The organism is Novosphingobium profundi (genome assembly GCF_018491765.1).
Lineage (GTDB): Bacteria > Pseudomonadota > Alphaproteobacteria > Sphingomonadales > Sphingomonadaceae > Novosphingobium > Novosphingobium profundi.
Genome location: NZ_JABWCU010000012.1, coordinates 151,304 through 165,681, shown reverse-complemented (window position 1 = coordinate 165,681; position 14,378 = coordinate 151,304). Strand labels below are relative to the sequence as shown.

The window sequence follows — 14,378 nt, the reverse complement described above, 5'->3', positions numbered from 1 at the left end:
CGGCACCGACCACCGGAGCGCTCCGGTGGTCAGTAACCCAGATCCTTCACCGGGGGATCGCCGAAGATGTTGAGCTGGTCGCGGGTAACCCAGCCATTCATCCAGTTCAGGTAGAACAGCCCGGTCAATACGGCCGCCATTACCGTCGCTCGAAAAACGACTTTCTTTGGACGAAAATTGACCGGCGCGGAATCGGCGTGGCCAGGCTCAACTTGATGCCCCGACACCTCGTCGGGAGTTCGCAGACCGATCGGCAGCGCCACCAGGGCGCCTAGGACCCAGAACAGTCCAAAGATCGCGACAAGCGACGTCCATTGCATTTCGGCATCCTCTCCTTAGCCCGCCCGCCTCCTCGCGGGTCTGCCGGCATCGGCCGGTATCATTCGTTGTCGATCAGCAGCACCTGGACCTGCGGCTTCTTGCCCGACCAGCGCGTCGCCGCGCGCCGGGCCGCGAGACGCACCGCCTCGTGCCGGTCATCCGGGCTAGCCTTGACCGTGCGGCGCAGCGCCTGGCGGACATCTTCCTCGGCTTCGGCGACGAAATCGGCGTAGTCCTCGTCGAGCGGCAGGCCGATCGCGCCCACCTTTACCTGCCCCTCGCGCGTGGCGGCCACCGAAACAACACCCTGGAACGAAATACGCCGGCGCATGACCATCGATTCCCCGTCGGCCGGAGCGATGATGTCACCATCGAGGATCAGCCGTCCGGCTCGAGCCTCACCGAACTTGCCCGGATTTCCAGGGGCGAGGCGGACCAGATCGCCGTTCTTCTGGAAGACGGACTTGGGAATTCCGCAGGAACGGCCAAGCGCTGCCTGCTCCTTCATGTGCCGCACTTCGCCATGGACCGGCATCAGGATCTGCGGTCGCAGCCAGCTATAGAGCGCTTCGAGTTCGGGACGCCCGGGGTGCCCCGAAACGTGGATCAGGCTCTGGCGATCGGTCACGACCCGCACGCCCGCCTCGGCAAGACGGTTCTGGATGCGACCGATGGGAATTTCGTTGCCGGGAATCTGGCGGCTCGAGAACAGCACCACGTCGCCCCGTTCAAGTTTGATCGCGTGGTTGCCTTCGGCAATGCGGGCCAAAGCCGCCCTCGCCTCGCCCTGCCCGCCCGTGGCGATGATCAGCACATCGTCGCGCGGCAGGTCCATCGCCTCGTCGGCATCGATCACCTCGGGGAAGTTCGGCAGGTAGCCGCAGGCCTTGGCGACGCCGATGATCCGGTCGAGCGAACGGCCCGCGACACAGAGCTGGCGCCCGGTGCGCAACGCGACCTCGCCCAGCGTCTGGAGACGCGCCACGTTCGAGGCGAACGTCGTCACCAGCACGCGGCGGCCCTCATGGCGCGAGACTTCCTCGAGCAGGCCTTCGAAGACCGCCCCTTCCGAACCGGATGCCGAAGGATTGAAGACGTTCGTGGAATCGCAGACCAGCGCGAGAACGCCTTCGTCGCCGATCGCGCGCAGTTCCTCTTCGGTCGCTGGCACGCCGACTTGCGGATCGTCGTCCAGCTTCCAGTCGCCGGTGTGGAAGATCCGCCCGTACGGCGTCTCGATCACGAGCGCATTGCCTTCCGCGATCGAATGCGCGAGCGGGACGTAGCGAATTCCGAAGGGCCCGAGTTCGAACCTTTCGAGATCCTCGACGACGATCAGTTCGATCTCGCCCAGGATACCCGCTTCCTCGAGCTTGGCCGCGACGAGCTTGGCCGTGAACGGCGTCGCGTAGATCGGCACGCCCAGGTCCTGTGCGAAATAGGGCACGGCCCCGATATGGTCTTCGTGCGCGTGGGTCAGCACGATGCCCAGCAGGTTCTCCCGCTCGGCCTCGATGAACTCGAGGTCGGCGAAGACGAGATCGATCCCCGGATACTCGTTCATGCCGAAGGTCATGCCAAGATCGACCATCAACCACTTGCCGTGGCAGCCGTAGAGATTGACGTTCATGCCAATCTCGCCTGAGCCGCCAAGCGCGCAGAAAATCAGTTCCTTACCGGGAATCACGTATTCAAAGCCCTCTCTGCCAGTATCGCCAGTCCCTCGAGCGTGAGGTCGGCTTCCACGGCATCAAAAATGTCGCTCGCCTTGTCGAACAGGACGGCCAGACCGCCGGTCGCGATGACCTTGGCCGGACGCCCGATTTCGGCGCGCATCCGCGCGATCAGGCCTTCCATCATCGCCACATAGCCCCAGAAGACGCCGATCAGCATCTGGTCTTCGGTATTGCGACCGATGACCGAAGTTGTCTCCGGCACGGCGATCGCGATGCGCGGGAGCTTGGCCGTGTTGCCGACGAGGGCATCGAGCGAAAGATTGATGCCGGGCGCGATGATGCCGCCCTTGTAGGCACCGTTGAAATCAACGACGTCGAACGTCGTCGCCGTGCCGAAATCGACCACGATCAGGTCGCCCTCGTACTTGGCGTGCGCGCCGATCGCATTCACTGCCCGGTCTGCACCGAGCGAACGCGGTTCATCCACGTCGATGTCTATGGCGTAATCCGCCTTTCCGACACCCGCCACGAGCGGCTCGACGTCGAAATAGTGGCGGCACAGAATTTCCAGGTTGTGGAGCGCGCGCGGAACGACAGTCGAGATGATGATGGCATCGATCTCGGCTCGATCAATTCCCCGGATCGCAAGCAATTGCATCAACCACACGGCGTATTCATCGCCCGTGCGCCGGGGGTCCGTGGCGATCCGCCAGCGTCCGCGCACCGTGCGGCCCTCGAACAGAGCGAACACGACATTGGTGTTTCCGGCATCAATGGCAAGTAGCATGACAGCCAACCTCTCGTTCAACCCGGGGCATCGGGCAGGAATACATCACCGGCATGGATCAGGCGAACTGTCCCGTCCGCGACGCGCAGCCGCAAGCTGCCTTCCGAAGAAAGGCCGGCGAACGTGCCCGTCACGGGAGGCTCTCCGGGCGGATGCACCTGCAAGGGCGTTCCCTCGGGATGCGCGGCACTTTGCCAGCGGCGCAGCAGTGGGGCAAGTCCAGCCCCGCGCCAGCGTTCGAGTTCGCGATCCAGCGACGCGGCCAACTTCTCCGCGAATGCATCGCGATCGACCGTAATGCCCCGCTCCTCGAGACTGACGGTCCGCCGATCTGGCACATCGGGCGCAACCTTCAGGTTGACGCCCACGCCGACAACAACCGTGTCGCGGATCATTTCGAGCAGGACACCCGAAAGCTTCGCGCCGTCCAGAAGCAGATCGTTGGGCCATTTCAAGCGCAGGCCGCTCCCCGCCGGAAGAAAGGCCTGGACCGCATCGTGGACCGCAAGGCCGACGACGAAGGCGAGCGTGGCGGGGCTCGGCTGCCCTGGCGCGCAACGCACGACGGTGGAGCCCATGAAGTTGCCCGAACCGTCGAACCAGTCCCGCCCCAAACGACCCCGTCCCCGAGACTGGCGATCGGCGACAAGCCAATCGCCCTCGGGGACGTAATCTGCATGCTTCAACCGGTCGACCAGATCCTGGTTGGTCGACCCGGTTTCCTCAACGTACCGGATCAAGGCCGGATACGGCTCAGAGCGCTGCGAACAGAGCGGTGGTCGCCTTGTTCGCGGTATCACCCAGCCACGAGGTCAGCAGGTAGCCGAGCGGCGAGATGAAAACACAGGCAATGGTCAGGATCGCCTTGTGCCAGATGTCGCTCTCGCCCTTCACCACGTCGGCGGGTTCGTCGAAGTACATGACCTTGACGACCTTGAGGTAGTAGAAGGCACCGATGACCGAGGCGGCGATGCCCAGGAACGCGAGCGGAAGCATGTCGGCCTGAACCGCGGCCTGGAAGACCACGAACTTGCCCCAGAAACCGAACAGCGGCGGGATACCGGCAAGGCTGAACATTACCGTAGCGAGCGCCAGCGCGATAGCCGGACGGGTCCGCGAGAGCCCCGCAAGCATCGGAACGTCCTCGACGTAGTTGCCGTTCTCGTCCTTGAGCATCAGGATCGCGGTGAAACCGGCAACCGACATCGCGACATAGATCGTGACGTAGACCAGCATGCCCGAAGCACCGGCCTGCGTCGCGGTCGCCAGACCAACGAGGATGAAGCCGACGTTGTTGATCGAAGAATAGGCCATCAGGCGCTTGATGTTCTTCTGGCCAATCGCACCCAGCGCACCGACCACGATCGAGGCCAGCGAGATGAACACGATGATCTGCTGCCAGGCGGCAGCCTGGTCGCCAAAGGCATCGAGCAGAACGCGCATGATGAGGCCGAGGCCCGCCACCTTGGGCGCGGTCGCGAAGAACGTCGTGACCGGCGTCGGTGCGCCTTCGTAGACGTCGGGCGTCCACATGTGGAACGGCACCGCACTGATCTTGAAAGCAAGCCCAGCCAGCATGAAGACGATTCCGAACAGCGCCCCGTTCGAGAGACCACCCGACACGCCCGCGCTGATGCCGGCGAACGAGGTCGAGCCGGCAAAGCCGTAAGTCAGGCTCATGCCGAAGAGCAGGATGCCCGAAGCCAGCGAGCCCAGCACGAAGTACTTGAGGCCCGCTTCGGCCGAGCGCCCGTCGTTGCGCAGGATGGCAGCCATCACGTAGGAGGCGAGCGACATCATCTCGAGCCCGATGTAGAGCGTCAGGAGATCGGTCGCCGAAACCATCATGCCCATGCCGACCGACGCGAACATGACCAGGAGCGGGAATTCCGCGCGCATCGAATTGAAACGCTCGAAATAGCGCGGCGCGAGCATCAAGGTGATCACGGCCGAGCCGTAGATCAGGATCTTGGCGAAACTCGCGAAGGCATCAGCCTTGAATTGGCCGAAGAAGGCCGAAGTCTCGGGCCCCATCGCCTGGCCGCAAAGGGCCGGTGCGACAAGAACCATGGCGCCCACGAGGACGACAGAGGCCAGGATGGAAATGAGGCGGCTCGCCTTGTCACCGCCCCAGGCGGCGACAAGGAGCAGAACCAGACCTGCAACGGTGATTGTTTCTTCCGGCGCGATCAGGCGCAGCGACTGCGACCAGTCCATCAGTGTGCCCCCTCATGCGCAGAGACGTCTTCGTGCGCAGGCTTAGCATGTCCTGCCGTTACCTTCGCGTCACCTTCGGGCGCCGCACGGGCGATCCGGGCTTCGAGCGCGGCAATGTCGCTGCGCATCGGAGCCATGAAGCTCTCGGGATAGACGCCCATCCAAAGGACCGAGAGACCCAGGACGAGAACCATCAGGATCTCGCGTGCGTCCAGGTCCGGCATGGCGGCGGCATCGGCATTGTTCTGGGGGCCAAAGACCACCCGGCGATAAAGGTAGAGCATGTAGGCGGCGCCCAGGATGATACCGGTGGTGCAGATGAAGGCTGCCCAGCTCGATGCCTGGTAGATGCCCGCAAGGCTCAGGAACTCGCCGACGAAACCGCTGGTGCCCGGAAGGCCGATCGAGGCCATCGTGAAGAGCAGGAAGAACAGCGAGTAACGCGGCATGTTGATGGCAAGACCGCCGTAGCGGCTGATCTCACGGGTGTGCAGGCGCTCGTAGATGATGCCCACGCACAGGAACAGCGCGCCCGAGACGAGACCATGGCTGAGCATGACCAGCATCGAGCCCTCGAGACCCTGAGTGTTGAAGGCGAAGAGACCGACCGTCACGATCGCCATGTGCGCGACCGACGAGTAGGCGATCAGCTTCTTCATGTCGTCCTGCACCAGCGCGATGAGCGAGGTGATGACGACGGCGGCCATCGACAGGCCCCAGATCAGCGGCGCGAAGTACGCCGAGGCTTCGGGGAACATCGGGAGCGAGAAGCGGATGAAGCCGTAGCCGCCCATCTTCAGGAGCACGCCCGCGAGGATGACCGAACCAGCGGTCGGGGCCTGGACGTGCGCGGCAGGAAGCCAGGTGTGGACCGGCCACATCGGCATCTTCACCGCGAAGCTCGCGAAGAAGGCCAGCCAGAGCCAGGTCTGCGCCTGCGCCGGGAAGTCGTAGACCATGAGCGTGGGGATGTCGGTCGTGCCCGCCGTGTTCACCATCCACATCATCGCAATCAGCATCAGGACCGAGCCGAGCAGCGTGTAGAGGAAGAACTTGTAGGAGGCGTAGATACGGTCCGCACCACCCCAGATGCCGATGATGAGGTACATCGGGATCAGGCCGGCTTCGAAGAAGATGTAGAACAGGAACAGGTCCTGCGCCGCGAAGACGCCGATCATGAGCGTCTCGACGAGCAAGAACGCGGCCATGTACTCACCCACCCGCTTCTCGACCGACTTCCAGCTCGCACCGATGCAGATCGGCATGAGGAAGACGGAGAGCATGATCAGGAGGAGAGCAATGCCGTCGATACCCAGGGCGTACTTGAACCCCGCGAAGAGCGCATGGCTCTCCTGGAATTGCCACTGGGCACCGCCCACATCGAAGTTGAGCCACAGGACGACACCCAGGGCGAGGTCCACCAGCGTAGCGGCCAGCGCGAGCCAGCGCGCCGCCTTGGCTTCAAGGAAAAGACACACCAGTGCCGCCGCAAGCGGCACCAGGAGCATCAGGCTGAGGATCGGAAAACCACTCATCATCTTATCCCGCGATCACCCAGCTGATGGCGCCGACAAGGCCCAGCAGCATGACAAGAGCGTAGCTATACAGGTAGCCCGTCTGGACCTTCTGCGCGTAAGTCGAACCCTTCGACACGACCCAGGCCGCACCATCCGGTCCGAACCGGTCGATAATCCCGATGTCGAGGACCTTCCAGAACAGCTTGCCGAACTTGAAGGCGCCCTTGACGAACAGGACGTTGTAGAGCTCGTCGAACATCCACTTACGGTAGACGAAGGTGTAGACCGGACCGATCTGCTCGACGACCTTGGCGGGGAACGACGTGTTCTTGATGTAGCCGTACCAGGCGATGACCAGGCCGATCAGCATGACGATGAAGGGCATGTACTTGGCGACACCCGAGATCGAGTGCATCGCGTGGATCAGGTGCTCGTGGAACACCAGACCGTTCATCCAGAACGCGCCCTCGCCTTCGCTGACGAAGTAGTGCTGGAACACCGCGCCCGCGAGGACGGCACCCACCGACAGAACGATCAGCGGAATGGTCATGACCAGCGGGCTCTCGTGCGGGTGGTAACCCGCCGTGCCGTCGCCGTGATCGTCGTGGCCATGGGCATGGTCGTCATGGCCGTGGCCGTGATCACCGTGACCGTGCGCGTCGTGGACGGCGTGCTGGATGTGCTCCGAACCGGCCCAACGCGGCTTGCCGAAGAAGGTGAGGAACACCAGGCGCCACGAGTAGAAGCTCGTCATCAGAGCGGCGGCAATACCCATCCAGTAGGCGAACAGGCCCATCTTGGTGCCGCTCATGTAAGCGGCCTCGATGATCGAGTCCTTCGAGAAGTAGCCCGCGAAACCGAAGCCGAAGAGGCCGACGCCGGTGATCGCGAGGGTGCCCAGCGTCATAGCGACGAAGGTCACCGGGATCTTCTTGCGAAGGTTGCCGTAGAACCGCATGTCCTGCTCGTGGTGCATCGCGTGGATGACCGAACCGGCGCAGAGGAACAGCAGGGCCTTGAAGAAGGCGTGGGTAAAGAGGTGGAACATCGCCGAGCCGAAGGCGCCGACACCGATCGCGAAGAACATGTAGCCCAGCTGCGAACAGGTCGAGTAGGCGATCACGCGCTTGATGTCCCACTGAGTGCAGCCCACCGTCGCGGCGAAGAAGCAGGTCGCGGCGCCGATGAACGTAATCACGGTCATCGTCGTCTCGGACGCGGCGAACATCGGCGAGAGGCGGCAGCACATGAAGACGCCGGCGGTGACCATGGTCGCGGCGTGGATGAGAGCCGAAACCGGGGTCGGGCCTTCCATCGCGTCGGGAAGCCAGGTGTGGAGGCCCAGCTGGGCCGACTTGCCCATAGCGCCCACGAACAGCAGCAGCGTGATCACGGTCATCGTGTCGGCGCGCAGGCCGAGGAAGCCGATCGTCGAACCGGCCACACCGGGAACGGCGTCGAGGATCGCGGGGATCGAGACGGTGCCGAACACGAGGTAGGTCGCAAAGATGCCGAGCATGAAGCCAAGGTCACCCACGCGATTGACGACGAAGGCCTTGATCGCTGCCGCGCCGGCCGAAGGCTTGCGCAGGTAGAAGCCGATGAGGAGGTACGAGGCGAGGCCCACGCCTTCCCAACCGAAGAACATCTGCACGAGGTTGTCGGCGGTCACCAGCATGAGCATCATGAAGGTGAAGAGCGACAGGTAGGCGAAGAAGCGCGGCTTGTCCGGCTCGTCGTCCATGTACCCCCACGAGTAGAGGTGCACGAGCGAGGAGACCGAGGTCACAACCACCAGCATGACCGCCGTCAGCGTGTCGACGCGCAGAGCCCAGTCAAACGCGAAGCTGCCCGAGGCTACCCACTTGAGGACCGGGACTACTTCGGGGGTCGCCGAACCGGTGAGGTAGGGGATGAAGACCGACCAGGACAGGGCGGCCGAGACGAACAGGCCCAGCGTGGTGATGAGCTTGGCCGGCATCGCGCCCAGGTCCTTGTTGCCAAGGCCGGTGATGATCGCTGCCAGAAGCGGCAGGAATACGATGATCAGGATCGGGTGCACGGCCTTATCCCTTCATCCGGTTGACGTCGTCGACGGCGATGGAGCCGCGGCCACGGAAGTAGATAACGAGGATCGCGAGACCCACGGCAGCCTCACCGGCCGCCACGGTCAGGACGAACATGGCGAAGATCTGACCGGTCAGGTCGCCCAGGAAGGCGCTGAACGCGACGAGGTTGATGTTCACCGCAAGCAGGATCAGTTCGATCGCCATGAGCAGAACGATGACGTTCTTGCGGTTGAGGAAGATGCCGAGGACGCCGAGCACGAAGAGTATCGAGCTCACCACGACATAGTGTTCGACGCCGATCACAGCGTTACCCCCTTGCCCACTTCGGGCTTGACGTTGACCGTCGCCTCTTCGGGACGACGTGCGTTCTGCTTGCTGATCTTCTGACCGCGGGTGTCGTTGCGCTGACGGTGGGTCAGCACGATCGCGCCGATCATCGCGACAAGCAGGATGATGCCGGCCGCCTCGAACAGGAAGAGGTAGCGGCTGTAGAGAAGCGCACCGATCGCGGCGGTGTTCGAGACACCCTCGGCGACCGCAGCGGTGCCGTCCGGCGTCCCGAGCTGGATCGAACCGACGCGGTAGGCGCCGATCCCGAGGACCATTTCGGCCAGCAGCACGAGCGCGACGAGCGCACCCAGCGGGAAGTAGCGCACGAAACCGGCCCGCAGTTCGGCGAAGTCGATGTCAAGCATCATGACGACGAACAGGAACAGGACCGCCACCGCGCCCACGTAGACGATGACAAGCAGCATCGCGATGAACTCGGCCCCTGTCAGGACCATCAGGCCCGCGGCGTTGAAGAACGCCAGGATCAGCCAGAGCACCGAGTGGACCGGATTGCGCGACAGGATCGTGATCGCTGCGCTCGCAACGGTCATCACCGCGAAGAGATAGAAGGCTATTACGTGAATCATGAGACCATGTTTCCCCTGGGCGAGCCCCTACCGGTACGGCGCGTCGGCTTCAAGGTTAGCGGCGATCGCACGCTCCCACTTGTCCCCGTTCGCCAGTAGCTTAGCCTTGTCATAGAGCAGTTCCTCGCGCGTTTCGGTCGCGTATTCGAAGTTCGGCCCCTCGACGATCGCGTCCACCGGGCAAGCTTCCTGGCAGAAGCCGCAGTAGATGCACTTCGTCATGTCGATGTCGTAGCGCGTGGTGCGGCGCGAGCCGTCCTCGCGCGGCGCGGCCTCGATCGTGATCGCCTGTGCCGGGCAGATCGCCTCGCACAGCTTGCACGCGATGCAGCGCTCCTCGCCGTTGGGATAACGGCGCAGCGCGTGTTCGCCGCGGAAGCGGGGCGAGAGCGGGTTCTTCTCGAAGGGATAGTTGATCGTGGCCTTGGGCTTGAAGAAGTACTTCAAGGTCAGGGCGTGCGCCTTCACGAACTCGTAGAGCGTGAAGGATTTTACGAGTTGAGCGACGCTCATCAGGAATACCTCGTCAGCATCAGGTAGCCCGAGACCAGGACCACGAAGAGAAGCGATGTCGGCAGGAAGATCTTCCAGCCAAGACGCATGAGCTGGTCGTAGCGGTAGCGGGGCACGGTCGCCTTCACCCACGAGAAGACGAAGAAGAAGAAGAAGACCTTGAGCAGGAACCAGATGAAGCCCGGAACAAGGTACAGTGGCGCCCAGTCGAGCGGGGGCAGCCAGCCACCAAAGAACAGCGTGGTGTTGAGCGCGCACATGAGGAGCACGTTCGCGTATTCACCCAGCCAGTAGGCGGCGAAGGCCATCGACGAATATTCGGTCTGGTAACCGGCCACGAGTTCCGATTCCGCCTCGGTCAGGTCGAACGGCGCGCGCTGCGTCTCGGCGAGCGAGGAGATGAGGAACATCACCCACATCGGGAACAGCAACGGGTTGAACACGAAGCCGTTGAAGATGCCGAAGACATGGCCCTGCTGCGCCTTGACGATGTCGTTCAAGTTGAACGTACCTGCCCAAAGCACGACGCACACGATGATGAAGCCGATCGAGACTTCGTACGAGATCATCTGCGCCGAGGCGCGCATCGCCGAGAAGAAGGGATACTTCGAGTTCGACGCCCAACCGGCCATGATCGTGCCGTAGACCCCCAGCGAGCTGATCGCGAGGATGTAAAGCAGGCCGACATTGATGTTGGCGAGCATCGCACCCGAGTTGAACGGGATTACCGCCCAGGCCATCAGCGCGACGGTGAAGGTGATCACCGGGGCGATCAGGAAGATGCCCTTGTTCGCGGCCGAAGGGACGATTGTTTCCTGGAGGAAAACCTTCAGGCCGTCCGCGAAGGACTGCAGCAGGCCGAACGGGCCGACCACGTTGGGGCCACGGCGAAGCGCCATGGCGGCCCAGATCTTGCGGTCGACGTAGATGATCATGGCCACCGCAAGCATCAGCGGCAGCGCGATCAGGAGGATGCCGCAGACGGTCGAGACGAACCACGCCCAGTCATAGGTCATCCCGAGGGACTGGAAGAAGGCGGTCATTCTGCGGCCTCCGCGATCTCTTCCCCATGAAGCAGCTCAGCCGAACACTGCTGCATCACGGCGCTGGCGCGCGCGATGGGGTTGGTCAGATAGAAATCCTTGATCGGATAGGCGATCACGCCCGAAGCCGAACCACCGCCGGCGGGCAGGTCCTGCCCGTAGTCGGCGAGGCCCTCGACACCCAGCGCGGGGACTTCGGCGGCCATTGCCGCGCGAAGCTCCTCGAAACTGTCGAAACCGACCGAGACGCCGAAGGCATCGGCCATCGCGCGCAGGATCGTCCAGTCTTCGCGGGCATCGCCCGGTGCGAAGACGGCCTTGTCCGAAAGCTGAACACGCCCTTCGGTGTTGACGTAAGTGCCGTTCTTCTCGGTGTAGGCGGCGGCCGGCAGCACGACGTCGGCCGCGTGCGCGCCCTTGTCACCGTGATGACCGATATAGACCACCATCGAGTTGGCGAACTTGGTGAAGTCCACTTCGTCGGCGCCCAGAGCGAGCACGACCTTGGGCGCAGCTGCGGCGAGGTCGGCGATGCCGCCTTTCTGCGCGTAGCCCAGCATCAGGCCGCCCATGCGGGCCGCCGACAGATGCAGGACGTTGAAGCCGTTCCAGGTCGAACCGTCCTCGAGCTCGCGCACGAGCTTGAGCTGACCGGCGATCGAAAGCGAAGCTTCCAGACCACCACGGCCCAGCCCTGCCCCGCCGACGATCACCGCCGGACGCTTGGCACCCGAAAGGGCATCCCAGACGTGCTGAGGAAGCTGGTTGAGGACCGAAAGGTCTTCACCGAGGAACTCGCCACCGAAGGTGGTTTCCCAAGCCGGGCCGACCAGGAAGACCTTCGCGCCGCGCTTGACCGCCTTGCGCAGGCGGACATTGACGAGCGGAGCCTCGGTGCGGACCTGGCTGCCCACGATCAGGATCGCGTCGGCGGTCTCGATGCCGTTGAAGCCGGAGTTGAAGTTCACCGCGGCAAGGCTCGAGCAATCGTAGTCCATGCCGGTCTGGCGACCTTCAAGAAGCGACGAGCCGAGCGCGCCAAGCAGCTTCTTGGCGGCGAACATCGTTTCGCAGTCGACCATGTCGCCCGCGACGGCGGCAATCGAATTGCCCGGATTGAGCGTGGCGATCGCCGAGAAGGCCTCCTGCCAGCTGACCGGAACGAGCTTGCCGTCCTTGCGCAGGAACGGCTTGTCGAGGCGACGCTTGGTCAGGCCATCGACCTGATAGCGCGCCTTGTCCGAGATCCATTCCTCGTTGACGTCGTCGTTGATGCGCGGAAGCACGCGCAGCACTTCGCGACCACGGCTGTCGATGCGGATGTTGGCACCGGTCGCGTCCGAGACGTCGATGCCGAGCGTCTTCTTGAGCTCCCAGGGGCGCGCCTCGAAGGCATAGGGACGCGAGGTCAGCGCGCCGACCGGGCACAGGTCGATCACGTTGGCCGACATCTCGTGCGTCGCGGCCTTCTCGAGGTAGGTCGTGATCTGCATGTTCTCGCCGCGATAGATCGCGCCGATCTCGTCCACGCCGGCGATCTCTTCCGAGAAGCGCACGCAGCGGGTACAGTGGATGCAGCGCGTCATCGTGGTCTTGATGAGCGGTCCCATGTTCTTGGACGTCACCGCGCGCTTGTTCTCGTCGTAGCGCGAGCCGCCACGACCGTAGGCCACCGACTGGTCCTGCAGGTCGCACTCGCCGCCCTGATCGCAGATCGGGCAGTCGAGCGGGTGGTTGATCAGGAGGAATTCCATCACGCCTTCGCGCGCCTTCTTGACCATCTCGGAATCCGTGCGGATTTCCTGGCCTTCGGCGGCGGGAAGCGCGCAGCTCGCCTGCGGCTTGGGCGGTCCGGGCTTCACCTCGACCAGGCACATGCGGCAGTTGCCGGCGATGCTCAGGCGCTCGTGGTAGCAGAAGCGCGGGATTTCCTTGCCGGCGAGCTCGCAGGCCTGCAGGACGGTCGCGCCTGCCGGGACTTCGAGTTCTACGCCGTCTACTTTGACCTTGGGCATTATTCAGCAGCCTCCGGCATGTGTTCGGCAATCCGTCGTTCCAGCTCGGGGCGGAAGTGACGGATCAGGCCCTGGATCGGCCAGGCGGCCGCGTCGCCCAGGGCGCAAATGGTGTGGCCTTCGACCTGCTTGGTCACCTGGAACAGCATGTCGATTTCCTCGACCGAGGCGTTGCCGGTGCGCAGGCGTTCCATGACGCGCCACATCCAGCCCGTGCCTTCACGGCACGGCGTGCACTGCCCGCAGCTCTCGTGCTTGTAGAAGTACGAGATGCGGCTGATCGCGCGCACGATGTCGGTCGACTTGTCCATGACGATGATCGCCGCGGTGCCGAGGCCCGAGCCGACCGCCTTGAGGCCATCATAGTCCATCGCGCAGTCGATGATGTCCTTGGCGGGCACCAGCGGAACCGAGGAACCGCCCGGGATGACCGCAAGCAGGTTGTCCCAACCGCCGCGAATGCCGCCGCAGTGCTTCTCGATCAATTCGCGGAACGAGATCGACATCTCTTCTTCCACGACGCACGGCTTGTCGACGTGGCCCGAGATCTGGAAAAGCTTGGTGCCACGATTGTTCTCGTTGCCGAAGCTCGAGAACCAGGCCGCACCGCGCCGCATGATGGTGGGCGCAACCGCGATCGATTCCACGTTGTTGACCGTGGTCGGGCAGCCATAGAGGCCCGCGCCGGCCGGGAACGGCGGCTTCAGGCGGGGCTGGCCCTTCTTGCCTTCCAGGCTCTCGATCATTGCGGTCTCTTCGCCGCAGATGTAGGCGCCGGCGCCGCGGTGGACGAAGACGTCGAAGTCGTAGCCCGAGCCGCAGGCGTTCTTGCCCAGCAGACCCGCCGCATAGGCTTCCTCGCGCGCGGCGAAGAGCACTTCGGCTTCGCGGATGTATTCGCCGCGGATGTAGATGTAGGCCGCGCGGGCCCCCATCGCGAAACCTGCCACGAGCGCGCCTTCAAACAGCAGGTGCGGATCATGACGCATGATCTCGCGGTCCTTGCACGAACCCGGCTCGGATTCGTCGGCGTTGATGACGAGGAAGCTGGGCTTGGGATTGCCGTTCTGGTCGAGCGGCGCCTGCTTGGGCATGAACGACCACTTGAGGCCGGTCGGGAAGCCTGCACCACCGCGTCCGCGAAGGCCCGAGGCCTTCATTTCCTCGATGATGGCTTCCTTGCCCTTGGCGAGAATGTCCTTGGTGCCGTCCCAGGCGCCACGCGCCATGGCTTCCTTCAGGTTCCAGGGCTGGAACCCGTAGAGATTGGTAAAGATACGATCCTTGTCGGCGAGTGCCATGA

General features: G+C 63.6%; 13 protein-coding genes. All 13 read right to left on the bottom strand.

Features of this window, described 5'->3' with window-relative positions; translation table 11 throughout:
* Nucleotides 1-29: 29 nt before the first annotated feature.
* The 13 genes from HT136_RS15275 to nuoF are packed head-to-tail and all read right to left on the bottom strand — an operon-like array spanning nucleotide 30 to nucleotide 14,376.
* Complete coding sequence (locus HT136_RS15275) at nucleotides 30-320, bottom strand: DUF1467 family protein (RefSeq protein ID WP_214200653.1); 291 nt, start codon at nucleotides 318-320, stop codon at nucleotides 30-32.
* A gap of 59 nt (nucleotides 321-379) precedes the next feature.
* Nucleotides 380-2,008, bottom strand: a complete 1,629-nt coding sequence (locus HT136_RS15270) for a ribonuclease J (RefSeq protein ID WP_214200652.1) — start codon at nucleotides 2,006-2,008, stop codon at nucleotides 380-382.
* Nucleotides 2,005-2,784: a type III pantothenate kinase gene (locus HT136_RS15265; RefSeq protein WP_214200651.1), complete on the bottom strand. Its 780-nt coding sequence runs from the start codon at nucleotides 2,782-2,784 to the stop codon at nucleotides 2,005-2,007. Before HT136_RS15265 ends, HT136_RS15270 begins: the two co-directional genes overlap by 4 nt.
* Before the next feature lie 17 nt (nucleotides 2,785-2,801).
* The gene (locus tag HT136_RS15260) at nucleotides 2,802-3,524 is read right to left on the bottom strand and encodes a biotin--[acetyl-CoA-carboxylase] ligase (protein WP_214200650.1); all 723 of its coding nucleotides are present in this window, start codon (nucleotides 3,522-3,524) and stop codon (nucleotides 2,802-2,804) included.
* A gap of 13 nt (nucleotides 3,525-3,537) precedes the next feature.
* Nucleotides 3,538-5,001: an NADH-quinone oxidoreductase subunit NuoN gene (nuoN, locus tag HT136_RS15255; protein ID WP_214200649.1), complete on the bottom strand. Its 1,464-nt coding sequence runs from the start codon at nucleotides 4,999-5,001 to the stop codon at nucleotides 3,538-3,540.
* Complete coding sequence (locus tag HT136_RS15250) at nucleotides 5,001-6,536, bottom strand: NADH-quinone oxidoreductase subunit M (protein ID WP_214200704.1); 1,536 nt, start codon at nucleotides 6,534-6,536, stop codon at nucleotides 5,001-5,003. Before HT136_RS15250 ends, nuoN begins: the two co-directional genes overlap by 1 nt.
* 4 nt (nucleotides 6,537-6,540) lie before the next feature.
* A complete protein-coding gene (nuoL, locus tag HT136_RS15245; protein ID WP_214200648.1) occupies nucleotides 6,541-8,580 on the bottom strand; it encodes an NADH-quinone oxidoreductase subunit L in 2,040 nt (679 codons plus the stop codon).
* A 4-nt stretch (nucleotides 8,581-8,584) separates the two neighbouring features.
* A complete protein-coding gene (gene nuoK, locus HT136_RS15240) occupies nucleotides 8,585-8,890 on the bottom strand; it encodes an NADH-quinone oxidoreductase subunit NuoK (protein WP_214200647.1) in 306 nt (101 codons plus the stop codon).
* Nucleotides 8,887-9,504: an NADH-quinone oxidoreductase subunit J gene (locus HT136_RS15235; RefSeq protein ID WP_214200646.1), complete on the bottom strand. Its 618-nt coding sequence runs from the start codon at nucleotides 9,502-9,504 to the stop codon at nucleotides 8,887-8,889. Before HT136_RS15235 ends, nuoK begins: the two co-directional genes overlap by 4 nt.
* A gap of 27 nt (nucleotides 9,505-9,531) precedes the next feature.
* The gene (gene nuoI, locus HT136_RS15230) at nucleotides 9,532-10,017 is read right to left on the bottom strand and encodes an NADH-quinone oxidoreductase subunit NuoI (RefSeq protein ID WP_214200645.1); all 486 of its coding nucleotides are present in this window, start codon (nucleotides 10,015-10,017) and stop codon (nucleotides 9,532-9,534) included.
* Complete coding sequence (gene nuoH / locus HT136_RS15225) at nucleotides 10,017-11,060, bottom strand: NADH-quinone oxidoreductase subunit NuoH (RefSeq protein ID WP_214200644.1); 1,044 nt, start codon at nucleotides 11,058-11,060, stop codon at nucleotides 10,017-10,019. The genes nuoI and nuoH overlap by 1 nt, the downstream gene beginning before the upstream one ends.
* Complete coding sequence (nuoG, locus tag HT136_RS15220) at nucleotides 11,057-13,075, bottom strand: NADH-quinone oxidoreductase subunit NuoG (RefSeq protein ID WP_214200643.1); 2,019 nt, start codon at nucleotides 13,073-13,075, stop codon at nucleotides 11,057-11,059. Before nuoG ends, nuoH begins: the two co-directional genes overlap by 4 nt.
* Nucleotides 13,075-14,376, bottom strand: a complete 1,302-nt coding sequence (gene nuoF / locus HT136_RS15215) for an NADH-quinone oxidoreductase subunit NuoF (protein WP_214200642.1) — start codon at nucleotides 14,374-14,376, stop codon at nucleotides 13,075-13,077. Before nuoF ends, nuoG begins: the two co-directional genes overlap by 1 nt.
* Nucleotides 14,377-14,378 lie beyond the last annotated feature (2 nt).